The 25033-nt window shown below is 61.6% G+C and carries 22 protein-coding genes and 2 pseudogenes; 8 read left to right on the top strand and 16 right to left on the bottom strand.

Features of this window, described 5'->3' with window-relative positions; genetic code table 11:
• Positions 1–17 precede the first annotated feature (17 nt).
• A complete protein-coding gene (locus DWF00_RS20740) occupies positions 18–1559 on the bottom strand; it encodes an ABC transporter substrate-binding protein (RefSeq protein ID WP_181832898.1) in 1542 nt (513 codons plus the stop codon).
• A gap of 109 nt (positions 1560–1668) precedes the next feature.
• Positions 1669–2832, bottom strand: a complete 1164-nt coding sequence (locus tag DWF00_RS20735; RefSeq protein WP_114832470.1) for a M20/M25/M40 family metallo-hydrolase — start codon at positions 2830–2832, stop codon at positions 1669–1671.
• A 228-nt stretch (positions 2833–3060) separates the two neighbouring features.
• Between DWF00_RS20735 and DWF00_RS20730 the strand changes: the two genes are divergently transcribed.
• Positions 3061–4290, top strand: coding sequence for a citrate synthase family protein (locus DWF00_RS20730; RefSeq protein ID WP_114832469.1), 1230 nt, complete (start codon positions 3061–3063; stop codon positions 4288–4290).
• Between the two features lie 345 nt (positions 4291–4635).
• Positions 4636–5013: a hypothetical protein gene (locus DWF00_RS20725; RefSeq protein WP_114832468.1), complete on the top strand. Its 378-nt coding sequence runs from the start codon at positions 4636–4638 to the stop codon at positions 5011–5013.
• Between the two features lie 123 nt (positions 5014–5136).
• Here the strand turns inward: DWF00_RS20725 and DWF00_RS29155 are convergent, their stop codons facing one another.
• Positions 5137–5490, bottom strand: coding sequence for a DUF1127 domain-containing protein (locus DWF00_RS29155; protein ID WP_147283836.1), 354 nt, complete (start codon positions 5488–5490; stop codon positions 5137–5139).
• Here DWF00_RS29155 and gcvA point away from each other — a divergent pair.
• On the top strand, positions 5424–6398 hold the full coding sequence (gene gcvA, locus DWF00_RS20715) for a transcriptional regulator GcvA (RefSeq protein ID WP_342769120.1): 975 nt from the start codon (positions 5424–5426) through the stop codon (positions 6396–6398). The genes DWF00_RS29155 and gcvA overlap by 67 nt on opposite strands.
• A gap of 342 nt (positions 6399–6740) precedes the next feature.
• Here gcvA and DWF00_RS20710 read toward each other — a convergent pair whose 3' ends face one another.
• On the bottom strand, positions 6741–7172 hold the full coding sequence (locus DWF00_RS20710) for a type IV secretion system DNA-binding domain-containing protein (RefSeq protein ID WP_181832897.1): 432 nt from the start codon (positions 7170–7172) through the stop codon (positions 6741–6743).
• Between the two features lie 269 nt (positions 7173–7441).
• On the opposite strand from DWF00_RS20710, the gene DWF00_RS20705 reads away from it, so the two are divergent.
• The 3 genes from DWF00_RS20705 to DWF00_RS20695 are packed head-to-tail and all read left to right on the top strand — an operon-like array spanning position 7442 to position 9799.
• The gene (locus DWF00_RS20705) at positions 7442–7765 is read left to right on the top strand and encodes a 2Fe-2S iron-sulfur cluster-binding family protein (protein ID WP_114832464.1); all 324 of its coding nucleotides are present in this window, start codon (positions 7442–7444) and stop codon (positions 7763–7765) included.
• A 1-nt stretch (position 7766) separates the two neighbouring features.
• Complete coding sequence (locus tag DWF00_RS20700; RefSeq protein ID WP_114832463.1) at positions 7767–8999, top strand: NAD(P)/FAD-dependent oxidoreductase; 1233 nt, start codon at positions 7767–7769, stop codon at positions 8997–8999.
• Positions 8999–9799 (top strand): IclR family transcriptional regulator domain-containing protein, encoded by an 801-nt coding sequence (locus tag DWF00_RS20695; protein WP_114832462.1) that lies wholly within the window; start codon positions 8999–9001, stop codon positions 9797–9799. The genes DWF00_RS20700 and DWF00_RS20695 overlap by 1 nt, the downstream gene beginning before the upstream one ends.
• On the opposite strand, the gene DWF00_RS20690 is transcribed toward DWF00_RS20695, so the two are convergent.
• The 7 genes and pseudogenes from DWF00_RS20690 to DWF00_RS29905 all read right to left on the bottom strand — a co-directional run.
• Positions 9792–10901 (bottom strand): ABC transporter ATP-binding protein, encoded by a 1110-nt coding sequence (locus DWF00_RS20690; protein ID WP_114832461.1) that lies wholly within the window; start codon positions 10899–10901, stop codon positions 9792–9794. The genes DWF00_RS20695 and DWF00_RS20690 overlap by 8 nt on opposite strands.
• A gap of 9 nt (positions 10902–10910) precedes the next feature.
• A complete protein-coding gene (locus DWF00_RS20685; protein ID WP_114832460.1) occupies positions 10911–12683 on the bottom strand; it encodes an ABC transporter permease in 1773 nt (590 codons plus the stop codon).
• A 9-nt stretch (positions 12684–12692) separates the two neighbouring features.
• On the bottom strand, positions 12693–13724 hold the full coding sequence (locus DWF00_RS20680; RefSeq protein ID WP_181832896.1) for an ABC transporter substrate-binding protein: 1032 nt from the start codon (positions 13722–13724) through the stop codon (positions 12693–12695).
• A 207-nt stretch (positions 13725–13931) separates the two neighbouring features.
• Positions 13932–15038 carry a type 2 periplasmic-binding domain-containing protein gene (locus DWF00_RS20675; RefSeq protein ID WP_114832458.1) on the bottom strand — a complete coding sequence of 369 codons (1107 nt, stop codon included), beginning with the start codon at positions 15036–15038 and terminating at the stop codon, positions 13932–13934.
• A gap of 184 nt (positions 15039–15222) precedes the next feature.
• Positions 15223–16545 carry a Rieske 2Fe-2S domain-containing protein gene (locus DWF00_RS20670; RefSeq protein WP_114832457.1) on the bottom strand — a complete coding sequence of 441 codons (1323 nt, stop codon included), beginning with the start codon at positions 16543–16545 and terminating at the stop codon, positions 15223–15225.
• A 558-nt stretch (positions 16546–17103) separates the two neighbouring features.
• On the bottom strand, positions 17104–19473 hold the full coding sequence (locus DWF00_RS20665; RefSeq protein WP_114853070.1) for a CaiB/BaiF CoA-transferase family protein: 2370 nt from the start codon (positions 19471–19473) through the stop codon (positions 17104–17106).
• A 299-nt stretch (positions 19474–19772) separates the two neighbouring features.
• Positions 19773–19931: pseudogene (locus DWF00_RS29905) on the bottom strand (transposase); the annotation flags it as partial.
• 36 nt (positions 19932–19967) lie between these two features.
• On the opposite strand from DWF00_RS29905, the gene DWF00_RS20660 reads away from it, so the two are divergent.
• Positions 19968–20330, top strand: a complete 363-nt coding sequence (locus DWF00_RS20660; protein WP_245974150.1) for an SDR family NAD(P)-dependent oxidoreductase — start codon at positions 19968–19970, stop codon at positions 20328–20330.
• A 32-nt stretch (positions 20331–20362) separates the two neighbouring features.
• A complete protein-coding gene (locus tag DWF00_RS20655) occupies positions 20363–21253 on the top strand; it encodes a LysR family transcriptional regulator (RefSeq protein ID WP_114832454.1) in 891 nt (296 codons plus the stop codon).
• Positions 21254–21285: 32 nt separating this feature from the next.
• On the opposite strand, the pseudogene DWF00_RS29900 reads toward DWF00_RS20655, so the two are convergent.
• From DWF00_RS29900 to DWF00_RS20630, 5 genes and pseudogenes are all read right to left on the bottom strand, one after another.
• Positions 21286–21408, bottom strand: a pseudogene (locus DWF00_RS29900) (SMP-30/gluconolactonase/LRE family protein); the annotation flags it as partial.
• A gap of 100 nt (positions 21409–21508) precedes the next feature.
• Positions 21509–22273: an SDR family NAD(P)-dependent oxidoreductase gene (locus tag DWF00_RS20645; protein ID WP_114832453.1), complete on the bottom strand. Its 765-nt coding sequence runs from the start codon at positions 22271–22273 to the stop codon at positions 21509–21511.
• Positions 22274–22321: 48 nt separating this feature from the next.
• Entirely contained in the window at positions 22322–23128 is an 807-nt protein-coding gene (locus tag DWF00_RS20640) for an ABC transporter permease (RefSeq protein WP_114832452.1), read from the bottom strand.
• Positions 23109–23957, bottom strand: coding sequence for an ABC transporter ATP-binding protein (locus tag DWF00_RS20635; RefSeq protein ID WP_181832903.1), 849 nt, complete (start codon positions 23955–23957; stop codon positions 23109–23111). Before DWF00_RS20635 ends, DWF00_RS20640 begins: the two co-directional genes overlap by 20 nt.
• 2 nt (positions 23958–23959) lie before the next feature.
• A complete protein-coding gene (locus DWF00_RS20630) occupies positions 23960–24982 on the bottom strand; it encodes an ABC transporter substrate-binding protein (RefSeq protein WP_114832450.1) in 1023 nt (340 codons plus the stop codon).
• Positions 24983–25033: the final 51 nt, after the last annotated feature.

Below are 25033 nucleotides of genomic sequence, written 5' to 3'. Positions count from 1 at the left end.
CGTTGCGCGCCAGCATGCTACTTGGCCTTCCAGATCTTCTCGGCCTGTCCGAGCGCATAGCGATAGCCGAGCGTCGGCGACCAGCCGCGCAGATTCGCGCTGACGCTCTCGATCTCGCGGGCATAGTAGAGGAACACGCAGGGCGCATCCTGCGCGATCAGAACCTGGGCGTCCTTGTACAGCTTGGCGCGCTGCGCAAGATCGATCGTCTTGCGGCCCTCGTCGAGCAGCTTGTCGACCGCGGGGTTCGAATAGGCGAAGATGTTGAGCGTCTTGTCGGTGCCGTAATAGCTGATGATGTCCGGATCCGGCGCGGTGATCCACCAGCAGATGAAGGCCTGAAGATCGGAGGGCTTCGCGCGCATGCGCTGCACGAAGGCGCCGAAATCGCCGGTCTTGATCGTGGTGTCGACGCCTATCTTCTTCCAGTTGTCCTGCACGATCAGCGCGATCTGCTCGCGGGTCGTGTTGCCGGCATCGACATCCAGCGTGATCTTCAGGGGCTTGCCGTCCTTGGCCCGAATGCCACCCGCTCCCACCTTCCAGCCAGCCTGGTCGAGCAGGTCTCCGGCCTTCTTGAGGTCGATGGCGTAGCTTTCCACCTTGTCGTTGTGGAAATCCGCCAGCACGGGCGTGATCGGCGAGGCCGCGATGTCCGCCCGCCCCGCGAGCGCCCCGTCGATGATCGCCTGGCGGTCGACTGCGTAGGACAGGGCCTGGCGCACGCGCTTGTCGTCGAAAGGAGGCATCGCATCGTTGAGGCCGACGTAGAAGTACATGTTGGACTTCACGTCGTTGACCTTGATGCGCGCATTCCCCTTCAGCGCGTCGATCTGGTAGGGTTCGATGATCATCCAGTCGAGCTGGCCGCTCTGAAGCTGGGCGAATTGCTGCTCGACATCCGGCATGATCTTGAAGACGAGAGCATCGAGCAGCGGCTTGCCGCGGAAATACGCGTCGTTCCGCACCAGGCGGACCGAGGATCCTGGGGTGAATTCGCCGAACTTGAACGGCCCGGTCCCGACCGGGCTCTTGGTGAAGGCCGTCGGCCTGGTGAAGTCCTCGTTGGACCAGGACGAGAAGACGTGCGCCGGCAGGATCGGCGCGAGATAGCCGAGCATGACCGGGAGTGCCGGCGTCGGCACGTTCGTCACGAGCTTGACCGTGCGCTCGTCGACCTTTTCGGCACCGGTCAGCGTCGCGAAGTTCGAGCGCTGCGGGAAGCTGATCTTCGGGTTCAGCCAGATCTTGGTGATCGTGAAGACCACGTCATCGGCGGTGAACGGTTTGCCGTCATGCCAGGTCACGTTCGGATAAAGCGAGAAGGTCCAGGTCAGACCGTCTTCGGAGACCGACCATTTCTCCGCCAGATCACCCACGACCTTCTGGTTGGGGTCATCATAGCTGGTGAGGCTGTTGAACAGGACGCGATTGACCATGACGTTCTGCACGCCGCCGATCAGCGGCCACAGCGCCGGATTGCTGATGACGGGGATCGTAAATGCCCCGCCTGCAACAGGCGCCTGCGCTCCTGCAGGGCCGCCGAGGATGCTCGTCATCACCGGCGCGGACGCAAGTCCAGCAAGCAGCGAACGGCGCGATAAACCCGATGAAACTGGTGTGCCCGACATGCCGATACCCCTCGTTTTTGGTTTTTCAGCCACCGCGTTACGACGGCTGCATTGTTTCCGGCGCCCTGGCCACGGCTGCATCGATGCGCGACAGCAGCCGCACGAGCTGCTGCAGACCGGGCACGACCGAGGCCGTCTCCATGCTTTCGCCGAGCGTATGCACGCCATGGCCGAGACTCGATCCGATGCAGATCGCCGGGATGCCAAGCGAAAGCGGGATGTTCGCGTCGGTGCTCGATGCCGACAGACGCGCCTTGAGGCCCATATCCTCGAGCACCCCGGCAGCCGCCAGAACCAGCGGATGCTCGACGGGCACGCTGCCCGCCGGCCTGTCGCCGACCTTCTCGAGCGTCGCGCGGCAGTCGAACTCCGACGCCGTCTCTTCGAAAATCCGCAACGCTTGAGCGCTCAGCTTGTCGAGTTCCGTTTGCGAGACCGAGCGCATGTCGATCAGCGCGACCGCCTCTTCGGCAATCGCGTTGACCGAGGTGCCGCCCTGGATCGTGCCGATGTTGAAGGTGCTTTTGGGTTCACTCGGAACCGCGATCTGGCAGAAGCGCGCGCAGGCCGTGGCCAGGCCATGGATCGCGCTCGGGTTGCCGAACGCGGCGAAGCTGTGACCGCCAGCGGCGCGATAGGTCACCCGATAGCGCTCGCTGCCGACGCCTCCGTACACGACATTGCCGAGATCGCCGTCATAGGCGATGACCGCATCGAGTTCGCCGCCCCAATCGGCCATGAGGCGGCGCATGCCACGCAGATCGCCGAGCCCCTCCTCGCCGACGCTGCTGGCCAGGATCAGATCGCAAGACGCCTGCCAGCCGGCCTGCCCGGCCAGAGAAACCAGACTGATCAGGTTGGCGACGGCCGTCGAGTTGTCCCGGATACCGGGGCAATAGATCGACCCGCCTTCGATGCGCGGCTGCAGCGCGGTCCCGGCGGGGAATACCGTATCCATATGCGAGACGACCATGATCCGCGGTCCCGGCCCCCTCCGCCGTCCAACCACATTGCCCAGCTCGTCGACCGTGACATCTTCGAGGCCGACCTCGCGAAAGCGCTTGGCGATATGCTTGCTGCGAGCGGCCTCTCCGAAGGGCGGAGCGGGGATCGTCGCAACGCCGATCGCCTCCTGGAGAAGCGTCTCCTCGGATTGGGCGATCAAATGCAAAAATTCTGCCTGCTTATCGACTGATGACATGGCCAAAATGAAAGACTCTCATCGCGGGCTTTCGGTATCGAGCCATGTAAAGCTCAATAATCCGGCATCGAGTACGGCTGCTTACGTTTCTAATAGTATCGCAGCCGCCTTATTATGCAGAGTTGCATGCAGAATGTGCAGGTCAACTACGCATAAATCCAGCGTATGAACCACTTGAATTGGGGTCAAGCTTGAATCAATATTTCAACATGTTAGAGGTTGGCTTCCATGAGCATTGATCCGTCGAAGGCCCTGGTTGACGTTGATGAGGCCACGCACCGGCTGCGTGTCAGCCGCGCAACGCTCTACGCCTACGTGAGCCGCGGGCTGATCCGTTCTGAACGACAGGTCGAAAACGGCCGAGCTCACCTCTATGCGCTTGCCGACATCGAGCGCCTGGTCTGGCGCAAGACACGAGCTCGAAAGCCTAGCGGAGCGGCGGCAACTGCGCTCAGTTGGGGGCTACCGGTCCTCGAAACCGAGGTCAGCCAAATCGATCGCGGCGTTCTGACCTATCGTGGCCAGCCGATTAGCGAGTTCGCGGATGCAACCTCCCTCGAACAGGTGGCCTCCCTGCTCTGGGGCGTAGCTAGCGACCCTTTTCAGAATGCCTGCTTCAAACCGGCCGACGTTCCCGGCTGGGATTCTCTCTTGGCCCTGTTGGAGGGCGAAGGCCCAATCGACCGCGCCATCGCCCTGATGGCCTTGACGCGCCGGGTGGCATGGGCGAGACGCCTGTCTCATGTTCCCGGTAACGACGAGGCGAGGCTTGTTCAGGCCCTCGCCTGCGCCACGACCGGCCGCGCCCTCGACACCAGGTTACCCCTGCATCAAGCCTTAGCCCAGGCTTGGAACGTCCCCGATGCTGCCGACGTCATTCGCCGCATCCTCGTTTGCAGCGCGGACCACGAACTCAACACATCCGCATTTACTGCGAGGGTCGTCGCCTCGACGGATGTCGATTGCTGTACCGTCCTGGTGTCGGCGCTGACCGCCTTCTGCGGCTATGAACATACCGGGGTCATTGGACGGTCGAGAGCTCTCTTGGCAGCGGCCCGCCGTGGCGCGGATCTCGACGACCTCATCGACGAAGCGCAGGCTGGCGAAAAGCCACTCGCGGGATTTTACCACCGGCTCTATCCTGATGGCGATCCGCGTGCGGCAATGGTGCTGTCGCGTTGCCGGGTCATCCCCGAAGCGCGACGGCTGATCGACACTGTCGAGCGGCGGACCGGTCTGCGCCCCAACATCGATATCGCGCTCGTGGTGGTTGAAGCGGGCTATGGGCTCCCGACCGGAGCGGCTGAGGCGATGTTTGCCACCGGCCGTGCGGTCGGGTGGATTGCCCATGCAACGGAGCAACGCGCGAGCGGCATTCGCATTCGACCTCGCGCCTCTCACGCTACGCTGACATCCGACCGATCAACTCGGCTGGCAGCGGCTAACCAACCCCTTTAGTCTGGGGCTAGGAATTTCTGTACTTTCGATAGGCCGCCGTACCGCCTCGTACTCTCTTGCCCGAGAACCGAGCGTGATGTCGCTCCGATCGAAGCCTGTCGGCGCGGCTGCCTGTCCTATTTTGATCCCCGTGAGTCCAGCTTCCGCTAGTCGAGAGTACCATAGGTTCAAGAGCCATCATTGCAGGCCGCTGGCAAGCTCGTAAACTCTAGCCCCTGACAGGCAACACGCGCGATAGCGCAAAGGCGCAGATGATGCGTGAGATAGATCACTTGCCCGATCGCGACCATCTGCATTCCGACTTGGCCCCGAAGCGGATAACGCCAAAGTCTTTGGAACGCCAGAATGACAGAACCTGCCACGATCCTATTGAGCCGCGTCAATGGCCACGGCTCCTCCACCAGCGGGCAGAATAGCTGCCTCGATCTGACGGACGGCAATGGACGCCGCTTCGTCCTGCACATTCCGCACCTGCTCGAGGGTGATTTCCTATCGCGGTTCGAAGCCGCTGCCATGCACGCCGCCGAAGTGCGCTGCTCCCCTTCAAATGCGGACGTTGTCAGCGCCGTCTTGGCGCAACAGACCAGCTTCGTGATGGCGGACGATGGAACGTTGATCCTGAGGACGAAAACCCGCTCCGGCGTGGATATCGACATCAGCTTTGACGAGGGCACGGTCGGCAGGCTGCACGCAATGTTGGATGCCCGACCGGTTACTCGCTGACGCGCGCCTTATCGCCGAGGAAGCCCAAGACATAGGGAAAAGTGAACGCTCCGTCTCCGCTCCGGCGCGTCATGACAAGAGGTTGGACGTCGCTGACAACATCCTGCCCTGGCTACAAGCGTCTCAGGCCAACCCGGCCGGCCGGTTGACGTCCGCATTGATGCGTTCGACGTCGCTTCGCGACAGACCGAGATCGGACAGGCCGCGATCGTCCATAAAGTAGAGTGCCCGTGCGCTACGCCTGGCATCAAGCCAGGCCTCAAGCTGCAACAACGACCTCAGCAAGATGCCGCGCGGCAGCAGGACGGCAGAGAAGGAAAGATGGGCTATGGCTGGGCTGGCGAACATAACACGTCCCTCACGAGAGCTAATCTGCTGAAAAAGCTGCGCCTTGCGCGGAGCTGAAGCAAATGAGAAGTTCTTCGCATTGCCCAAACTCAGCTTGGCCTGCCATGAGCCGTCGCGATCTCCCTCCACTGACTTACCTTCGCGCTTTCGAGTCTGCCGCCCGGCACCGAAACTTCGAGAAGGCGGGAGACGAGCTCGCCGTCACCGCCAGCGCGATCGGCCAGCACGTAAGATCACTCGAAACCTGGCTGCGGCGCCCACTCTTTACTCGGCTGCCGAGCAAGGGGGTGGCCTTGACCGAGGCCGGCGAGCGCTATGCGGCAACCATCTCGCAGGTGCTCGATCAGCTCAACGAAGCCACGGCGCGGGCCTTGCGGCCGGAGACCCCGAATGCCCTGACGGTCAGCACCTTGCCGAGCTTCGCGCTGAACTGGCTGATCCCACGACTCGGCTCGCTGAAGGAGCGCCAGCCCAATCTGGAAGTGCGGGTCGAGATCTCGGTGAGCTTGACCGATTTCGCGCGAGAGAATGTCGATGTGGCGATCCGCTCCGGCCGCGGCCACTATCCCGGCATGCAAACGGATCTCCTGATGGAGGAGAATTTCTTTCCCGTTTGCAGCGCCACTCTGCTCGGCGATCCGGCACGGCCACTGCGCGAGCCATCGGATCTGCGCTATCACACCTTGCTGCACGAGATTCCGGAGGGAATCCCCGATTTCGTCACCTGGCCGCGCTGGCTCGCGGCTTTGGGAATGACCGAGATTGATGCGACTCGGGGGCCGCAGTTCTCGCATACCTTCATGGCTCTGCAGGCCGCCGCATCGGGACAGGGCGTGGCGCTCGCCACCAATGTTCTGATCGGGGACTACCTTGATGCTGGCCGCCTGGTCCGGCCATTCGCGCATCAGTTCAGGGGCCCGCACCAGTATTACCTGGTTTGCCCGGAGACATCGGCGCAGCGGCCGGCGATCGCAGCGTTCCGGAGATGGATCTGCGCTGAGGCTGCAGCCCATGTCGCCCTCGGCGCCAGCCAGTGAGCATGACTACAACAGAGCGGCCAGGGTGATACCTCGCCCGAAGAGCGCCAAGCGAACGATCGCAATATCCACTTTGAATGCGTTTCCGCGGCCATGCCTGTGCCAGGTGCCGCGGCCGGCTGAAATGGCGCCACTTCCGGACTTTGAGAGGCTTCCTTCAATTTTGGGACGAGGTTTGCGTTGCCTCCTGGCTGTGACTACGGGAGGCTCCGAATCTCGGACGTTTCGACCGGCCGCAGAGCTCGCAGCCAAGCGGCAGGCTTTGGCTCGCCCCTGACCATGGGCCAGCCGGACATCGGCCACGTGATCCAGTGGCGTTCTTTCCGGCGGTGACGATACCGTTCACCTGGAAGGCGGAGCCACCCGGCTGACGTGCAACCCCACACCGAGCTCGCCTTGCAAGACGGCCGCGGTGATGAGCGGCCGCTCAGCCGTGACTGGGACATGTGTTCGCTTGTCGTCGACTGACGGCGACAGATTGGGTTCCCAGTACCTGATTGTCCGCCGGCCGATGAGCCGTGACGCCTCTTCGGCTGAATCGCCAGCCGACAGCTTCAGGAAGATCCGGATGCTGAAGAAATCGAGCAGCAACTTGCCGACATCCCGACCATAGAGAAGCGGCAGGAGGCGAAAATGACCCGCCAAATTTCGATCTACGCGCTCTACAGAGAAATCGTTCTGGAGCCTAATTTTTGGGAATTTTTGCGGAATAAATCCGTTGATCAGCAGAAGAGTCTGTGCTTTCTGATCAGATTTCAGATAGATATTGATCAATAACACTCAACGTATATTGTTTATAAGCCAAATATAAATTTAGGATTAGGCTCAATGTCGCGGTCGATGGTATCCGATAAACTGTGATGTTCGCACCTAATATAGAATAATGGTTTCCGCCTGGTATGATACAAGCATCTGGAAGGGCCTGCCCACAGGCCTTTTTCCGTTGGCCCCACGACGCTCGTCCGACTTGCAGAGAGAGCTTCTAACTTGCTATTATCGGACAATAGTCCGCTATGCGGACAATCATTTTTGGAAGCGCTCAAATGCCTGAAGTCATCTTCATCGAGCCGAATGGTAGAGAACGACACATCGATATTGCCTCCGGCACGAGTCTCATGGTGGGGGCCGTCCAAGGTAACGTGCACGGAATAGACGCAGAATGCGGTGGCTGCTGCTCCTGCGCCACCTGCCACATCTATGTCGATCCGGCGTTTATCGAGCGCCTTCCAGCAGCTGACGCGATGGAAGACGAAATGCTCTCTGGAGCTGCAGCGGAACGGCGGGACAGCAGCCGGCTGAGTTGCCAGATATCGATGACTCCGGATCTGGACGGCCTGATAGTTACCATCCCCGACCGGCAGTTCTGACATGGCCGAGGGCCTGACAATCGTTGGTGGCTGCTATGCCGCGATCAATACCGCCGCGGCCGCGCGCGCCGCAGGTTATGCCGAACCCATCAGGATCCTCAGCGAGGAACGCTCGGCCCCTTACCAGCGGCCACCCCTTTCCAAGGGCATGCTCACAGGCAAGGCCGTGGCTGCCGCTCTGCAGCTGAAGAGCGATGCCTTCCTGCGGGAAAATGCGATCGAGCTCCATCTCGATAGCCGTGTAATATTAATTGACCGCAAGGAACGGCGAACCATTGCGGCGGACGGACGCGCTTTCTCTCATGATGTTCTCGTATTGGCGACGGGATCCCAGGCACGCCGGCTACCAGTTGCCGGGGCGGGCTTGAAGGGCGTTATCACCCTTAGGACAATAGAAGATGCGACCGAACTCCGTTCAATCGTGGCGGATTCAGAAAATATCGTCGTTATCGGTGCCGGCTTCGTGGGACTGGAGGTCGCCTCAGCCCTTTCTGCGCCCGGACGATGCGTCACGGTGCTGGAGGCGCAGGCGGGAGTGCTTGCGCGAGGCGGCATGCCCGCGCTCGCCCGCTACGTCGAAGCCGCACATCAGCGAGCCGGAGTCCGGCTGGCGTTCGGGGCCATCGCCGAGCGCCTGGAAGGCAATGCGGGGGGGCGTATACGTGCTGTCATAACCCGCGACGGCACGCGCTATCCTGCCGACACCGTAATTGTGGGCATTGGAATCACTCCCCGCGTTGAACTGGCCGAGGCTGCTGGCCTGGCTTGCAATGACGGCATTCTGGTTGATGCGTTCGGCCGCACCAGCGATCCCGCCATCTTCGCGGCCGGCGAGTGTGCCCGCCATCCAAACCCCTATGCGGGAGGGCAGATGATCCGGCTGGAGTCGGTGCAGCACGCCCAGGATCATGCGAAAGTGGTTGGCATGGCCTTGGGAGGACGTCCGGTAGCTTATCATGCCGTCCCTTGGTTCTGGTCCGACCAGTATGACATGAAGTTGCAGATGACGGGCCTTCCGCGGAAGGAAGACGAGCATGTAGTCCGGGGCGATCCGGATAGCGGACGCTTCTCGATCTTTTATTTCAGGGATGGTAAGCTATCAGGTGTAGATTCGATAAACCGTCCCGCCGATCACATCATGGCCCGAAAACTTCTAGCAGCGAATTCGTCCGTCACATCCGGAGAGGCGGGGGATACGAATTTTGATCTTGCTTCGCGTCTGGGCAATATTTAATGCCGCGGTTGCGCAGCGAGGATGCCGCGCGCCGCGCGGAAAGCGGGCAACAGGATTTCGTCGAAAGTCTCGCCCGTGGACTGAACGTGATCCTGGCCTTCGGAATCGAGCGACGCCCCATGACGCTGAGCGAGGTCTCGCGTGCGGCCAATCTGCCGAAGGCCAGCACGAGTCGCCTGCTGCGCACGCTTGACACGCTTGGGTACGTCGAGACGGATGGGCGGGTATTCCGCCTCACATCCCATGTCCTGACTCTTGCCGGCGCCTTCCTCGGTTCGGATCCCGTAACGACATTGCTTCAGCCGCTCTGCGAGAGGATCAGCCGGTTGTTCAGAGAGTCGTGTTTCGTCGGTGTGCTTGACGGCCGGCATGTCGTAACCGTTGCCCATGCGTCCCCGCGTAGCGCGGAGCGGCTGACGACCAATATCGGATTGCGGCATCCTGCCTTTGCCACCGCCGCCGGCCGGGTGCTCCTGGCCGCTCTTTCCGATGACACGCTGGAGGCTTTCCTCAAGGATCTGCACCCCCAAGCTTTCACGCGACATACGATCCTCGATCGCGGAAAGCTGCGGGAGATCATTCTGAAGTGCCGCGCTGAAGGATATTGCATCAGCAACCAGGAATCCGTCATCGGCTATCGCGCTGTCGCTTTCCCGCTGCAGCGCCGCGACGGCTCTACGGTTGGGACGCTGTGCATATCGCTGCGGATCGAGCATTGCGAAAGCAGCCCCGATCTCATGGACCGCAGCATCGACATTCTTCGGCGCGAAAGCGCCCGGCTTCAGCGCGAGCTTATCTGAGCGCCACGCTCTCCGCCGGGAAGACGACGCAACGCGTCGGATCGACAGCCAGCCATATCTGGTCACCGCGCTGGACCCGCACCGAGGGGTGGATGAGCATGCGCACAAGTGTCTCTCCAGCCCGCACGTGACACTCGCTGACCGTACCCTGAAAGTTGATGCGCTCAATTCTGCCTTCGACGGTATCATCGGCGGCGGCGGTCCTCATGACCACGTCTTCCGGGCGGAATACCACACGCACGGCGGTTTCCGGCGCGAAGCTATTCAAGTCCGGCAAGCGCAAAACGCCTATCGAGCCGTCCAACTTCACAGAGAGACTTTTTGAATCACCCAATGCGGAGATGCGGCCAGGCATGAAGTTGGCTATACCGAGGAAGTCCGCAACCTGGGCATCCTGAGGACGCTCATAGACCGCGCGCGGATCTCCGCTCTGCACGATTTGCCCACCCGACATGACGGCAACTTGGTCCGACATGGCCAGTGCTTCCGCCTGGTCGTGCGTGACATAGAGCGTGGTCACACCGGTACGTGCCACCAGCTCTTGTAATTCAAAGCGCATTTGCTCCCGCAACTTGGCGTCGAGATTCGACAGGGGTTCGTCGAGCAGCAGCAATTGCGGCTGGCGAACAAGTGCCCGGGCGAAAGCGATGCGCTGCTGCTGCCCGCCGGACAGCTTGGTAGCGGAGCGCTTCGCTAGGCTTTCCATTCCCACCAATTTCAGCGCTTCCATCACGCTCGTCTCGATCTCGTCGTGGGACGGCCGCGGGCGGGCTACGCGCAGGGGATAGGCGACGTTCGAAAACACGTCCATATGTGGCCATATCGCATAGGATTGGAACACCATCCCGATATTGCGGCGGAAGGCTGGCATGTGCACCCCGTTCGTGGGGTCGGCAACCAACTGTTCGCCGATCGTAATACTGCCGCCGTCCGCATCCTCGAGGCCCGCGATGCAACGCAAGGTCGTCGTCTTGCCGCAACCCGACGGTCCGAGCAGGGTGAAGAAGCCGCCCTGAGGTATTTCGAAGCTTACGCCCCTGACGGCATGAAAGCTGCCGTCCGGACCCTGATAGGTTTTGTGGAGACTTTTAACTTTCAGCATTGGCCCGTTTCAATCGTTGTTCTGCTGCGCCAGCAGGTAGCGACGCATCAGGAAGATGATGGGAATGACGAACAGCACAATTAGCGTCCCGACCGCCGCAGCTTCGCCCGTCTGGCGGTCGTTCTGCAGTCGCCACATAACGACACTGAGCACCCAGTTGTCGTCGGATTGCAGCATCATGGGAATGGTGAATTCCCGGAAGCCGACCATGAAGAGCAGCAGGAAGCTGGAGAGAAGCGCGGGTGTCATCAGCGGCAAGACGATGCGGCGGATCGTATCCAGCCAGCCCGCACCGGAGATGGAGGAAGCCTCCTCCAACTCGGCATGGATCTGCATGAGCGCGGCGCGCGACAAGCGGGTCGTGACGGCGATCCGGTAGGAATAAGCGAGTACAAGGATCCAGATCGTGCCGTAGACGCCGATCGGAAGGGAAAGATACAGGAGCATCACCGCGAAACCGGCGATGACGGACGGAATGCCGATCGACAGGAAGCTGATGAAGTCGAGCAGATTGCGGCCGATGAAGCGCGTCCGCAGGATCTGCCAGGAGATCAGTGCGCCGACGAGCGTTGCAATACCCGCGCTGCAAGCGGCGACGATAAAGGTGTTGACCACAGCCTTCCAGAAGCGCGGATCCGAGGTCAATTTCTCGTAGGCGGTCCAGCTAAGCGTCGCCTCGCTCCATGTAACACCGCCGGTCAGGCTCGTCCAAAGCAGAACCAGTGCTGGCAGCACAGCGGCGAAGGTCAGATAGGCACCGACAAATACCAATGCCGGCGCCCGCCATCGTCCGAGCTTGAGCCGGGTTGGACGATATCCTTTGCCCGTCATGGTGACGTAGCGTTCGGCGCGCCGGACCATGTAATTGTAAAGCGCCAGCAGCAGAATGGCGATGACAAGGAACAACAGCGCCACCGCCGCTGCGCTCCCGTATTTAGGTAGCTGATCCTCGGCATTGAGGTCGAAAAACAGGCGCGTCGTGAACACGTTGACCCTCGCGGGGAAGCCGATGATCAGCGGCAGATCGAACTGTTCCAGCGTCAGCAGTGTGGCAAGGATCAGGGGAGCAAGGATTCCGGGACGCAGCACCGGCAGCGTAATTTTGAAGAAAGTGACGATCGGAGAGGCACCCGACGTGTTGCTCGCTTCCTCCAGCGACGGATTCATGGTGCGCAGGGCGGCGCAAAGCAACAGGAAGACAAAGGGCGTCGAGGCAATGCCTTGGCAAATGATGAGTCCCGGCATGGTAAAGATGTTGATCGGGCCCGGACCTTGCACGCCGAAAAGGCCGCGAATGGCCACGTTAACCCAGCCGGCGTTAGGAGCGCAGAGCAGCGTCCAGGCAATGGCCAACACCACAGTCGGAACGAGCAAGGGAAATAGGATCGCAGTGAAAATGGCCGAGCGAAACGGCAGATCGGTACGTTCGACCAGCCATGCCAGCGTAAATGCGATGACGAAGGTAATCGTTACGGACCCGGCGGCAAATATCGCCGTGTTGGGCAGGATGCTCCTATAAAGCGCCGGGTCGAGGTATACATCCCAGAGATTGTCCAGCGTCCACCTGGAGCCGGGCTCGAAGGGCAGAAAATCGGCGGGGCCTCGGAAAGCGGTACCCAGCAGGAAGATGAGCGGCACCGATATGAGGTAAATGGCGACAACGGCCGCTCCGGCAAGGATGAGCTTGCCAGCCATGCCTATTTCATCACCCCGGCGGCGCTTTGGCGTGCCGCCGGCATTCGGAATTCCGACCGTTGAAGCTGTCGTCATCTGCTCAGACATTGCCTGTTGCTATCCCTTCGCGATCGCCGACAATTGTCGATAATAATCCGCCCTTTGGTCCATGGTATTGACGTCCTCGAAGACAGGTTTTAGCCTCGCCGCCTGAATTTCCCTGGACAACGGGGAATTCGGGTCTGTCCGGACGTCGGAAAGACCTGCGCGCTCGGAGAACAGCGTCTTGGCTTCCGACGTCATCAGCCAGGCTGCAAGGAAGCGTGCCGCATTCGGGTGTGGCGTATTCTTGGTGACCGCGAGAGTGAACTGCGTGCAAGGCACGATTTCCATCAGCCTGTAGCCAACATTGCGGCCTGCATTGTTCATACGCCGCGCAGCGCCGACACTTTCCGAGATCGCGAGGCGCCTCTCGCCGGAAAACAACAGGTCGCTGACCGGCGCGGTCGTGATCATCGTGCGGTTGTCATCGATCAAGGCCCGCATCCATTTTTGAGTGCGTTGAAGGCCCCATTCAATGGCGAGATAGGCCGCCATGCGCGGCAGCAAAAAACTGCTCGCGACCATGTTGTCTTTCCATCTCGGGTCAAGCAGCGCCTCGTACTGCCGGGGCACGTCATCGTCCTTGACCAGGCTGCGTGAGAAGATGGGCGTGGAAACGTGGTTGTTCATAGCCACGACCTCGCCGCCGAAGAAGATGCCCTCCGGCTTGGCGCCGAGGCTTGCCCAGTCGTGCTTCTGCAAAAGTCCACGGCTTTGGATGTCGAGGGTTGCGCCGAGCGAATAGAACCAGAGATCGGCGGTATGGCGATTCGCACGCGATTCCGTGATGAACCTCGCAGCCGCCTGTTCGCTGCCGACGAAGCTTACCTTGATGTCCCGAAAGCGTTCGGCGAAGATATCGGGAATCCATCCTATGGTGGTGGCGCTTGGCCCCCAAATAGAGACCTCGCCTTCCGGCTTTGCGCGTTCGTAGAGTTCCGCCAGTTGCGGCGAGAGCGCGGTTTGAGCCACGGCCTGGCGGCCCGTCGTCGTAGCCAGTACGCTCGCCGCACCGCCCAACAATGCCGCACGCCTGGAAATTGTCATAGATCTCGAGGCCTCCACCTTGCTGGAAGCGCGTATTTTTGACATTACTTCCTCCCAATAACGCGTTTCTTTTTTATTTTAGCAAGCCATCCAGCGGAAAGCAGCTACTACATGCCGTGAAGACGTGACGACTTGGTCTCCTTTCTGAACGGGACTACCGTCCATCCCGCGCAATACAACCGCCCACGACCGCAGCGGTCGTGTGGACTACCTGAGGCCGCGAACGACGTCCGAGAAATTCTTGTAGTAGTCCGCGCGCTTCTGCATCGTGTCGGTGTCCTCGAAGAGGATCTTCGAGCCGGCGGCGGCGATTTCACGCCGCAGCGGGGAAGCGGAATTTGAGCGAATGTCCGACCAGCCGGCGACAGTCTCGTTCAGTTCCTTTCCTTCCGGGGAAAGCAGCCAGGCAAGAAGAAGGTTAGCCGCGTTCGGATGCGGCGCCGCCTTAGGCTTGCACAGGACGAATTGGGTCGCCGGGACAATGTCCATCACCTGGTGGCCCATTTCCAAGCCGTTGCGCGTAAACCGGAAGGCGGTGCCGGTGCTTTCGCCTGGTGCGAGGATACGCTCGCCTGACGTCAGAAAATCCGTGCCTTCGCCGGTGGTGATCAGGGTCTTCTGCTTTTCCAGCATCATTCGCAGCCATTCGATGGTGCGCTCCTCGCCCCATTCAAGCGCGAGAAAGGCCGAGACGCGCGGCAGATGGAACGTGCTGGAAACCATCTTGTTGTGCCAGAAGGGATTTTCCGTCAGATCGGTCCATTTGCGGGGCCGATCCGTTTCGGCGAGACGAGAGTTCAAAAAGATCGGCGTGTAGACGAAATTGTGCTGTGGCGCGCCTTTGCCGTCGAACAGGAGATCGTTCGGATTCACGCCGAGGCTGGCCCAGTCCACCTTGTCGAAGATCCCACGCTCCTGGACTTGCAGCGATCCGCCGAGAGAATGACTCCAGACGTCGGCCACGTTTCTGCCTGCCCGGCTCTCAGCGATGATGCGGGTGCCGACATCGCGGGCGCCCAGCGAGTTGAGCTTAATTGCCGGAAAGCGCTTAACGAACGTGCCGTCGAGCCAGAAAAGATTGCCGGTTCCGGCCGCCCAGATGGTGACCTGACTCTCGGGTTTCGCGCGTTCGTAAAGCTCGGCAAGCAACGGCGAGAGCGGTTTCGAGAAAAGCTCTTCGGCTGCAGCCTTCACGCGGCTTGCAGTGGCCGCAGCGAGAAGGCTGGCCGTACCGCCGGCCAAAACGGCGCGGCGCGAGACACGGCCAGATCCCTGGTACGCCGAGGACGCGGCGCCATTGTTGCAATCGAACATCCCTTCCTCCCAGAATTCGTGTGCTCGATAAGATGCCGTCTAGATCGCCGTGCGTCCCATCGGACGCAATGTGGCGATCTAGCCTTTTGTTATTGCATCGGATTCTTCCGAAAACCGGATTCCACTTTTCGGTCCGATGCTCTAGTAGCCATTGGGCAGCGGCAGCCAACCCGTCCGGTGCTCCCTATTCGGCGGCGCTGCTGAGGAAGTTCGCTGGACTTTTTGCGTTGCCCAACCCCTGGGCGTAGACGTCGAGCCAATCGATACGCTCGTCGGCGATGATCGAGCCGCCGCGCGCTCGGCGGGTAACTTCGGGGTTTTCCACGGTCGCCGGCAACGAACCGTCCGACTGGAAAGCCCGCGCAGCCGCTATGATCCGGCGCCGCGTGGCCGATATCATCCGGTCACTGGGCGCCAGGTGCTCCAGCGTGCGGTCGACGATCGGCCCCATGCTCTCGACCATCGCCTGATCCTGCACGCCGACACCCTCGATCCCCGTATAGGAGACGTCGTTCTGCTGCATCTCGCGATTGATCTGGTAGTCATTGTCCTTGCGGGCGACCAGACGCCAGCGGCCGAACCAATCGTCAGTCCGCGGCATATAGTTCAGGTTGACGGAGGCGCCGGGAATGGGGCTGCCGTCCTTGAGCTTGCGCATAGACGGTGTGCGGCGCTTCCAGGCCAGATTGTAGACCATGGTATGCTCGTCATCCATCGGTACATTAAGTGTCGTCTGGATCATGTCCTCGATGTTGCCGTCCGGCGGCATTGCAAAGCAGGGGAACATGAAGTGGGCAAAGCGATAATAAAGCTGCCCCGCGTCAGCCGGCCTGTATGCGGCGTACATCGTGCCCCAGTCGGTATCCTTGACCTTGTACATCGGGGCGCGATCCAACAGACCCCAGCGGTGCATGTTGTCTTCATCGACGTCGTCGGCATCCACGGTGCCCACATGAAGGAACCCGAAATGCGAGGTGTCGATGTCGCCTTCCAGCGACTGCAGCCAATTGCATTCCCGCATATGGCAGCGAATCTGTAGATCCTCCAACGGCAGCGACAGAACCTCGATGGCCGGTGGTGGCGGAGCCTTCTCGCGCTTGCCCATATAGGTCCAGACTAGACCGCCCATTTCCTTCGTCGGGTAGGCCGTCACCTTCACCCTGGGCGAAAACTCGTAGTCCGGCGGCACGTTTGGCATGTCGAGGCACTGGCCGTCGGCGCCGAATTTCCAGCCGTGATAAGCACAACGGATACCGCCTTCCTCGTTGCGCCCGAAGAAAAGAGAGGCGCAACGATGTGGGCACCTGTGATCCATCAGGCCGACTCGCCCCTCGCTGTCGCGGAATGCGATCAGTTTTTCGCCCAGCAACATGATCCGAACCGGAGCGCCGTCGCTCTCCAGTTCGCTCGAGAGGCACGCAGGTATCCAGTATTGTCGCATCAGTTCGCCCAGCGCCGCACCGGGGCCGACACGGGTCAACAGTTCACTGTCCTGAGCAGAGATCATCCGGTCCTCCTATAAGGTGCGTTCGTTAAGCGAACTTTTGTTCGTTCTAATGAGCGTACTATGAACTTCGCGGACTTTGCAACGTCTATTGCGGCGGAAGAAATAATTTTCTTTGAAATATGTTCTATACTAAATACTGTTAGGTTATACCATAAGAAAAACGGGCAACACTCCCGAAAACAAATTAATCTATTCTGTTATATATTTTTCACTTTGGATTTCATCCGGCGAAAGCGCCGGTTCGAATCGCTGTCACGCCGCTCGGCAAGCGCTCTCTTGAGGCTCTGAACGCCTGAAACGGGGAAACTTTGTTATCTCAGTTTGCTGCTTGCGCCTTCGTCCCATCGCGCCGCTGTTCCCAAGATTATCAAGGTGCCATAAGCGGCCGTCGCCGAAGCACGAAGCGCGCCTCCGTCTTTGCGACGCGGGTTCCATTCTGGGCGTAAGCGGTTGCCGACAATACACGTTTCGAGTTCACCGCCGGTTTACGCCCTTGCGTTCAATAGTTGCCCTGAACGTGTCCTATCGCGCGAATTGTGGACGAAGGAACTCCGTTCCTTACCGGATCGCGCCGCTGGCTTTAAGCGCCGCCATCCGTTCGCGGTTCAATCCCAGGATTTCTCCGAACACATACTCGTTGTCAGCACCTAACTCCGGCATGGGCGTTAGTTTGCCCCGCCAGCCATCGGTATCCATCCAAGGCAAGGCAATGCTCCAGGCACCGTTCGCGAGTTGCCTATAGATTCCGCGCTGACGCAACTGCACGTCCTCGACCAGATCGACTATTCCCCGCGACCTCGCGGCAGGCACTCCATGCGAGCGAAGCGCCGCCTGTGCCTCCAATGCGTCGCGAACACGGCACCAAGCAGCAACATCCTCACGCAGGCTTTCGGCCGCATTCCGCCGCCCCTCCGCCGATGCCATATCGGCGTCGGCTGCCCAATCCGCTCGACCGAGCGCCCTGCAAAGCCCTCGCCAAGATGTCTCGCCGCTTACCGAAACCGCAAGCCATGCGTCGTCCCCGGCGCACCGAAACAGTCCAGACGGCGCGCCGCCAAGATCTTCGGCGCTGCCATCGCGCGGCGGGTTCCGTCCGAGGGCTACATGCAGAAGTGCGTCCGGCAGCAATGCCACCGTGGCTTCCAGCATCGAGAGATCGACGTAGGCCCCTTCGCCCGTGGCAGCGCGATGCCGAAGCGCGGCGAGAATGGCGAAGCTTTCCCAAAGCGACGTAATGGGGTCTGTCCATGCCGGCATCACGCCCATCGCCTCTAGCTTGGGATTGGCTTTTCCGATCAGCCCGACGCGTCCGCTATAGCACTGCAGCAGCGATCCGTAAGCGACCAGATCGCGCTCGGGGCCTTCACGGCCCAGGCCGGAGGCGGAGACGTAGACGATGTCCGGCCGCACCGCTTTCAGGTCTTCGTATGCGAGCCCGTTCTTGCTCAGCACACGCGCGGAGAAGTTCTCCACGACGATGTCGCTTTTGGCCACGAGTCCGCGTACGAGCGCCCGACCTTCCTCGGTCGTGATGTCGATGGTACAGCTTCTCTTGTTGTTGTTGACGCCCGCGAACCAGCCCCCGCGCATGGCGAACTCGGCCCGCTGCGAGGATTCGATCTTGATGATCTCAGCCCCAAGCGCGCCGAGCATCTTGGTAGCCATCGGCCCGGCGACAACCCAGGAGAAGTCCACCACCCTTATGCCTGCCAGGGGAGCGTGACGTCGCGCACGCGGTAGTTCGACTATATCTCGATGGGGTGTCGCGAAGCATGGGTCCGCCGGCACCGGAGGCTGGATCGGACTGGTGCGAAGCAACGCAGCGCCACCGCTGCTTCGCATTGTGAAGGGCAACCCCGGCATCTTCACCGCCACACCATCCGGCAGCACCCAGGAACGGAAAAAATGGCGCGCCGCCAACTGCCGGTTCTCAAGCAGGTCGCGGGCTGTGCTGACTGGGAAGCAGGCCACGCGCGCGGCCTGCGCGGCCTCGAAAATCGGACGGGCGGACACGCCGACCGACCAGTCGCGCATATACCTTCCGATCTCCGAAGCATGCGCCGTCCGTACGGCGCGCGTACCGCATAGGTTCGGATCCTTTGCCCAGTCAGGGTTTCCCATGAGCTCCACCCAGCGCTCCCATTGGTGGTCCTCGCGAGGCGATACGACGATGGTTCCGTCGGCGCAGGGCAAAAGCCAGATCAGCCCGCCGGCAATTGTGATCTCCCGGCCGGGCGTGCGTTGGCGGCCCGGCGTCAAAACGCCGTCATGATATTCGGCCAGCGCATCGACCAGGTTCCACGCGAACACGTCCTCGGCCGAGATGTCCAGCCATGACGGCGGGGTTTCGCCACGCGGCTCGGCCAGCGCGGTCATCGCCGCGTTGGCGCCGACCAGGCCAATCAGCATGGAAGCCTCAAGGTCGGGGCAGCCGAGAGGCGGCTGCCCCTCGGGATCGCTCACTGGAGATGCTTGATGCCATGCGAAGCCGCCGCCGTGCTGAGCGGTAAAGGCATTGCCGGGAGCGCCGGCCCTAGCCCCGGTCAGCCCTTGCGCAGTAAAAACGATGACCGGTGGCCGCGCGGCCTCATCCTGTCGGGGGACAGCTGTCCGAAAAGCCGCGCTTCCCTCAGCCTCCGGCGCCCAGAGAAGCAGGTCGGCCTGCAGCGCCAGCCGTGCAAGTGTGGCGGGCTCGGCGGATATCTCCTTTTTTCCATGGTTGAGATAGGTAAACAGCCCGCTACCGCCAACCGTCAGCGGGGCGGCATTGCGTATCGCATCGCCTCCTGGTGGAGCCGCCCTGAGCACCTCGGCGCCCAGATCGGCCAGCAGGCGCGCGGCGAAAGCTAGCGAGACGTCGCCGCCTAGTTCAAGCACTCGTAATCCGGCGAGCGGGGCAAGCGATGGCGTGGTGACATGATCGGACATGGTCGACAAATGAATTCCTGTGGCAATTGAAGAAAGTGGAGCGGCTTCATTCTCTAGAAAACACACTCGCTATCGCCACCCGGTCCCTCAGGGACACGATGTGAAGAGCGGAACGCGTATGAATGCGCGAAGCTTTCCAGCATCGTTGGATTGTCTTGATGATCGGCCGGCATGTCGGGACCCACCAATTGTCCGCATAGCGGACTTTTGTTTCATCTTTTAGTTTGTGGGATAATTTTTGACAGCGCAAGAATCAAGTTCGAGCAAATCGAGGCTCTAAGAGTCCGTTTTGAGAATGCTCACGGATGGACGATACGCCGAAGCATGAGGCTTCCGACGGCGACGTGGATCATGGCTGCGGAGACGTCGAGGCGCTGTTCGCAGTCTCGGACGAGGCGCTTCCACCGGGTCATCCAGCCGAAGGTGCGCTCGACGACCCACCGCCTCGGCAGCTGTTGGAGCGCGGTGATCGCGTCGCGGGAACGGCGCGCCGGATGGAGGTCCTGGCTGACCTTTCTCGCGAATACGGAGAGCTGTTCTGGACGCGCCATCTCGATGTCACCAGCACTGCCGCGGTTCGACAGGTGGTGGCCAAAGCGTTCGGCGACTTCGGGCGTATCGACGTCATCGTGAACAACGCAGGATACGGCCTCACGGGCGCTGCGAAAGAGGTATCCGACGAGCAGATCCGCCATCAGTTTGACGCCAACGCCATCGGCTCGATCCAGGTGGTCCGACTACTCGCTCGCGGACGGCGCGCCGATAAAATTCGTAGGCGGCTGCCTTTTCGAGATCGTCAACCGGGACTTTCATCACCCGCCACGCGTAGATCTCGCAGGCCGGGTATCCTGTGTTAGAGGTACGTATGGCGCATATGGGAGGGGCCGACATGCTGTTCGATCTTTTGTCGCTCAAACTGTTCGTTACTGTTTGCGAGCAGAAAAATATCGTCAGAGCGGCGGATATTGAGCATATTTCTGCATCGGCGGTCAGCAAAAGAATCTCAATTCTCGAAAGAATTCTTAAAACGCCTCTTTTTACTCGTAGTAACAGAGGCCTTGAGTTGACGCCGGCGGCTTATAGCCTGCTTCAGCATGCGCGGACCATCTTGCGCGATATCTCCCAGATGGAAACAGAGCTCGCCGATCATTCCAAGGGGATACGTGGGCAGATCCGCCTGCATGCGAGCCTGTCCACGGTCGTGCAGTACTTGCCGGCGGATATTCGCGATTTCATGACGCTGCACCCGGGAGTTCTGATCGATCTCGAGGAAGGGCTGAGCCAGGACGTCGTCCGCGCGGTCTCCGAGAATGCCGCCGATATCGGAATCTTTGGCGGCAATGCATTGGTGAGCGGCCTGCACATCCTGCCGTACCGGAGCGATCGGCTAGTCGTGATCATGCCGGAGGATCATGCCTTGAGCAGCGCGGCCAAGCTCAAATTCGACGAGGTAGCCGAGCACGACCTCGTCGGCCCCCAGAAGGGCAGCTATCTCAACTCGCTCGTGCTGCGCGCTGCAGCCGATCTCAGCAAACCCTTGCGGCTGCGCATCAGGGTGAACGGCTTCGAGCCGGCGCGGAGCATGGTCGAGGCGAAACTCGGCATCGCGCTTGTGCCGGAGCACCACGCCGCACGCTATGTCGCCACCGCTCCGCTCGTCGCGGTGCCTCTCGACGAGGATTGGGCCGTTCGCCACTGGAACATCTGCGTGCGCGACGTGCTCTCTTTGCCCGCGCCGGTCCAGCTCCTGATGACGCATCTCGGCACCCGGCACGCGTGAGCCTCCAGGGGACGCGGCTGTCGCGAAAGCCGCTAGGAATAGGCCAGCGGCAGCCCCGGTTCCGGCCAGTCCATCGCAAGGCGCCCGGTTCCCGACAGCGTGATATAGGCCGTGCGGAGGTTCGGCCCGCCGAAGTAGATATTAGAGCATTTTCGCGCTTCTCTGGAGCGCGGAAATGCTCTATCTTTTTGTTTTAACGCATTTTCTTCACGCGAACCGGTATCCACTTCGCTCGAAAATGCTCTAGCCCTGCCGTCAATAGGTCGCCCGGCCGCCGGACAGGTCGAACACCGCCCCAGTCGTGAACGAGTTCTCTTCGCTGGCGAGCCAGGCGATCATCGCCGCCGCCTCGTTCAGCTCGAGGAAGCGGGCGCGCGGGATCTTGCTCAGCATGTAGGTTATGTGCTCCGGCGCCTGCTCCATGGCGCCGGGCGTGCGCGCGACGGCGGGCGTCACGCAGTTCACGGCGATGTCGTTGCCCGCGAGCTCCTTGCCGAGCGATTTCGTCATGGCGATCACCGCGGCCTTGGCGGCGCTGTAGGCGGCGGCGTTGGGGTTGCCCTCCTTGCCGGCGATCGAGGCGATGTTGACGATGCGGCCGTAGTTCTTCGCGACCATCAGCGGCACGACGGCGCGGCAGCAATGGAAGGTGCCGTTGACGTCGACGTCGAGCACCTGCCGCCAGGCGTCGATCGGATAGCTCGCCAGCGGAAAGTTCGGCCCGACGATCGCGGCGTTGTTGATCAGGATGTCGATGCCGCCCGCCGCCGCGACCGTCCCGGCGACGGCCGCCTCGACGCTGGCATAGTCGGCGATGTCGACCACTTCGGTATGGATGTCATGGCCCCCATCGGCGGAAAGTTCGGCCTTCGCCTGGGCCAGGCCCTGCGCATTGATGTCCCAAATGACGAGCCGCGCACCCGAGGCCAGAAGGCGCCGGCCGACGGTGTGGCCGATCCCCTGCGCGCCGCCGGTGACCACGGCGACGCGCCCGTTCAGATTGATCGCATTGGTTTGCAAGACAAAGTTTCCTATTCGCAGGGAGTTGCTGCCGATGTCATGGAAGGATCAGGCGGCAGCGGCGACGGTCTCGCCGCTCACCGGCCGCCAGCGCATAAAATGGTTCTCGAACTGGGAGACCGCGATATCGAGCACCAGCGCGAACACGGTCAGCAGCAGGATGCCGGCGATCACCGAATTCATGTCGAAGACGCCTTCCGCCAGCAGGATGAGGTAGCCGACGCCCTTCTCCGAGCCGAGATATTCGCCGACCACGCTGCCGACGAAGGCGATGCCGACCGCGTTGTGCAGGCTGGAGAACACCCAGCTCATCGCCGAGGGCATGTAGACGTGCCGGAGCAGCTGCCGCGAATTCGCCCCCAGCATGCGGGTATTGGCGAGGACAACCGGGCTGACCTCGCGCACACCCTGGAAGACGTTGAAGAACACAACGAAGAAGACCAGCGTCACGCCCAGCGCAACCTTGGACCAGATGCCGAGCCCGAACCAGAGCGCGAAGATCGGGGCGAAGATCAGGCGCGGCATCGAGTTGAACGCCTTGATGAACGGGTCGGTCACCACCGCGAGGAACGGGTTGAGCGCGAGGCCGAGCCCCACCGCTAGGCCGAGCACGGTGCCGATGCCGAAGGCGAGCAGCGTTTCCAGCAGCGTCGTGTAGAGGTGGATGAAGATCGAGCCGGTCGTGAACCAGCGGATCAGCGTCTTGAGCACGCCGAACGGCTCGCCGAAGAAGAACGGCGAGAGCCAGCCCTGCGAGGTCGAGAGCCACCAGAAGAACAGCCCGCCGGCCAGTAGCAGGAAGCGCGTGACGTTGACGAGCGCGCGGTTGTTCGGGTCAAGAGCGATTGCGCGCATAGCTTTTCAGAACCTCACCCCTCAGCACATCCCAGATGGCCGAGTGCAATTGCAGGAAGCGTTGGGTCATGCGGATCTCCGCGACCTCGCGCGGGCGCTCCAGGTCGATCTCGAACTCCGCGATCGGCCGCGTCGCCGGGCCAGCCGAGAGCACGATCACGCGGTCCGACAGCGAGATCGCCTCCTCGAGATCATGGGTCACGAAGACCACCGACTTGCGATCCTCCGACCAGAGCCGCAGCAGCTCGTCCTCCATCAGATGGCGCGTCTGGATGTCGAGCGCGCTGAACGGCTCGTCCATCAGCAGGATGCGCGGGTTGAGCACCAGCGCCTGGGCCAGGCCGGCACGCTTGCGCATGCCGCCCGAGAGCTGGTGCGGGTACTTCTTGCCATGGCCGTCGAGGCCGACGCGGACGAGCCACTCGCGTGCGATCGCGAGCGCCTCGGCCTTGGGCTTGCCATGGAAGATCAGCCCGGCGGCGACATTGTCCTCCGCGCTCTTCCAGGGCATCAGCGCGTCCACTTGGAAGAGATAGGACGCATCCCGGTTGAGGCCCTGGCTCAGCGGCCGCCCGAACACGCTCAGCGCGCCCGATGACGGGCGCATCAGGCCCGCCGCCACGTTGAGCAAGGTCGACTTGCCGCAGCCCGTCGGTCCGACCACCGAGACGAACTCGCCTTCCCGGACCGTGAGGCTGACATCGTGGACGGCAGTATAGGTTTTCCCTGCGCCCTCGTTGCTGGCGAACGTGCATGTGACATGCTCGAAGCAGAGCGCCGGGTGCACGTCTTGCGCGGCGCTCCGCTCACCGATGCTGGCGACCGCCATGTTCATCGGATCGTTTCCGCAGCCTTGCGCGCAAAGCTGTTGTCGTAGGTCTCGGTGATGTCGATCTTGGCCGAGCCGATCTCCGGATCGAAGGCCGAGAGCACGTCCCGGACGGTCTGCGCGCCGGCGGGATCGAGGATGCCGGTCTGCGAGATGCAGCGGCGGCTGTTCTCGAAGCCCTTGGCGTAGAGGCCCTTGTCGTCGACGACATATTCGGCCGGAACGGTATCGACCACCTGTTGCGGCGTCGCCTTGGCGATCCAGCGTTCGGCGCGGACGATGGCATTGGCCACGGCCTGCACGGTCTTCGGGTTCTTCTCGACGAAGGCCTTCGTCCCGTAGATGCTCGATTCCGGATAGTCGGAGCCGAAGACGAGTTTGTTGCCGGCTTCGGTGCGCATCTCGGCGAGCGGGGTGAGATCGCCGCCCTCGACCAGGATCGTGGCGACCGGGTCGTTGACGACGAGCGCGTCGATCTGGCCCGAGCGGATCGCCGCGACGGCGCCCGCCGCCTGGCCGACGCCGATGATCGAGACGTCCTCGGCCTTCAGGCCGGCCTTGTGCAGGATGTAGTTGACCGCCATGTGCGTGCTGGAGCCCGGCGAGCTGACGCCGACCCGCATGCCCTTGAGGTCCTTGACCGCGTTCACCTTGCCGACATTCTTCTTGGCGATGCCGAAGACCCAGGCCGGGCAATTGACCTGGGCGGCGATGGTGACGAGCTTCTGGCCCTTCACCGCCATGGTCAGGGTGTTGGAATAGGCGCCGGCGACCATGTCGGTGCTGCCGCCGAGCAGGGCCTGGAGCGCCTTGGCGCCGCCGGAGAAGGCGGCGATGGTAACGTCGAGGCCCTCGTCCTTGAAGTAGCCGAGCTCCTTGGCGAGGATGAGGGGCAGGTAGGTCACCCCGATCGAGGCCGCCGCGATGTGGACCGCAGGCTTTTCCGGCGTGTCCTTGGCGATGGCGCTCACGGTGCCGGCCATGGCGATGGCAGCGCACAAGGCCGACTTCAGCATCCGTTTCATGTCGTTTCCCTCCGTTGCAGTTTTATTTTGTTTAGGTGGTCTGGCCGGCGT

This window comes from Allobosea caraganae, from assembly GCF_003351345.1.
GTDB classification, from domain to species: domain Bacteria; phylum Pseudomonadota; class Alphaproteobacteria; order Rhizobiales; family Beijerinckiaceae; genus Allobosea; species Allobosea caraganae.
Note: the sequence above shows the minus strand (reverse complement) of the source record. Positions and strands in the feature narration are given on the sequence as shown.

Excerpts from the sequence above, each read along its gene's own strand:
- DWF00_RS20735 (WP_114832470.1), bottom strand. The coding sequence starts at position 2,832 with ATGTCATCAGTCGATAAGCAGGCAGAATTTTTGCATTTGATCGCCCAA.
- DWF00_RS20700 (WP_114832463.1), top strand. The coding sequence starts at position 7,767 with ATGGCCGAGGGCCTGACAATCGTTGGTGGCTGCTATGCCGCGATCAAT.
- DWF00_RS20675 (WP_114832458.1), bottom strand. The coding sequence starts at position 15,038 with ATGTTCGATTGCAACAATGGCGCCGCGTCCTCGGCGTACCAGGGATCT.
- DWF00_RS20655 (WP_114832454.1), top strand. The coding sequence starts at position 20,363 with ATGCTGTTCGATCTTTTGTCGCTCAAACTGTTCGTTACTGTTTGCGAG.
- DWF00_RS20665 (WP_114853070.1), bottom strand. The coding sequence starts at position 19,473 with ATGTCCGATCATGTCACCACGCCATCGCTTGCCCCGCTCGCCGGATTA.
- DWF00_RS20690 (WP_114832461.1), bottom strand. The coding sequence starts at position 10,901 with ATGCTGAAAGTTAAAAGTCTCCACAAAACCTATCAGGGTCCGGACGGC.
- DWF00_RS20685 (WP_114832460.1), bottom strand. The coding sequence starts at position 12,683 with ATGTCTGAGCAGATGACGACAGCTTCAACGGTCGGAATTCCGAATGCC.
- DWF00_RS20695 (WP_114832462.1), top strand. The coding sequence starts at position 8,999 with ATGCCGCGGTTGCGCAGCGAGGATGCCGCGCGCCGCGCGGAAAGCGGG.
- DWF00_RS20635 (WP_181832903.1), bottom strand. The coding sequence starts at position 23,957 with ATGGCGGTCGCCAGCATCGGTGAGCGGAGCGCCGCGCAAGACGTGCAC.
- DWF00_RS20660 (WP_245974150.1), top strand. The coding sequence starts at position 19,968 with ATGGAGGTCCTGGCTGACCTTTCTCGCGAATACGGAGAGCTGTTCTGG.
- gcvA (WP_342769120.1), top strand. The coding sequence starts at position 5,424 with ATGAGAAGTTCTTCGCATTGCCCAAACTCAGCTTGGCCTGCCATGAGC.
- DWF00_RS20730 (WP_114832469.1), top strand. The coding sequence starts at position 3,061 with ATGAGCATTGATCCGTCGAAGGCCCTGGTTGACGTTGATGAGGCCACG.
- DWF00_RS20705 (WP_114832464.1), top strand. The coding sequence starts at position 7,442 with ATGCCTGAAGTCATCTTCATCGAGCCGAATGGTAGAGAACGACACATC.
- DWF00_RS20680 (WP_181832896.1), bottom strand. The coding sequence starts at position 13,724 with ATGACAATTTCCAGGCGTGCGGCATTGTTGGGCGGTGCGGCGAGCGTA.
- DWF00_RS20630 (WP_114832450.1), bottom strand. The coding sequence starts at position 24,982 with ATGAAACGGATGCTGAAGTCGGCCTTGTGCGCTGCCATCGCCATGGCC.
- DWF00_RS20670 (WP_114832457.1), bottom strand. The coding sequence starts at position 16,545 with ATGATCTCTGCTCAGGACAGTGAACTGTTGACCCGTGTCGGCCCCGGT.
- DWF00_RS20640 (WP_114832452.1), bottom strand. The coding sequence starts at position 23,128 with ATGCGCGCAATCGCTCTTGACCCGAACAACCGCGCGCTCGTCAACGTC.
- DWF00_RS20725 (WP_114832468.1), top strand. The coding sequence starts at position 4,636 with ATGACAGAACCTGCCACGATCCTATTGAGCCGCGTCAATGGCCACGGC.
- DWF00_RS20740 (WP_181832898.1), bottom strand. The coding sequence starts at position 1,559 with ATGACGAGCATCCTCGGCGGCCCTGCAGGAGCGCAGGCGCCTGTTGCA.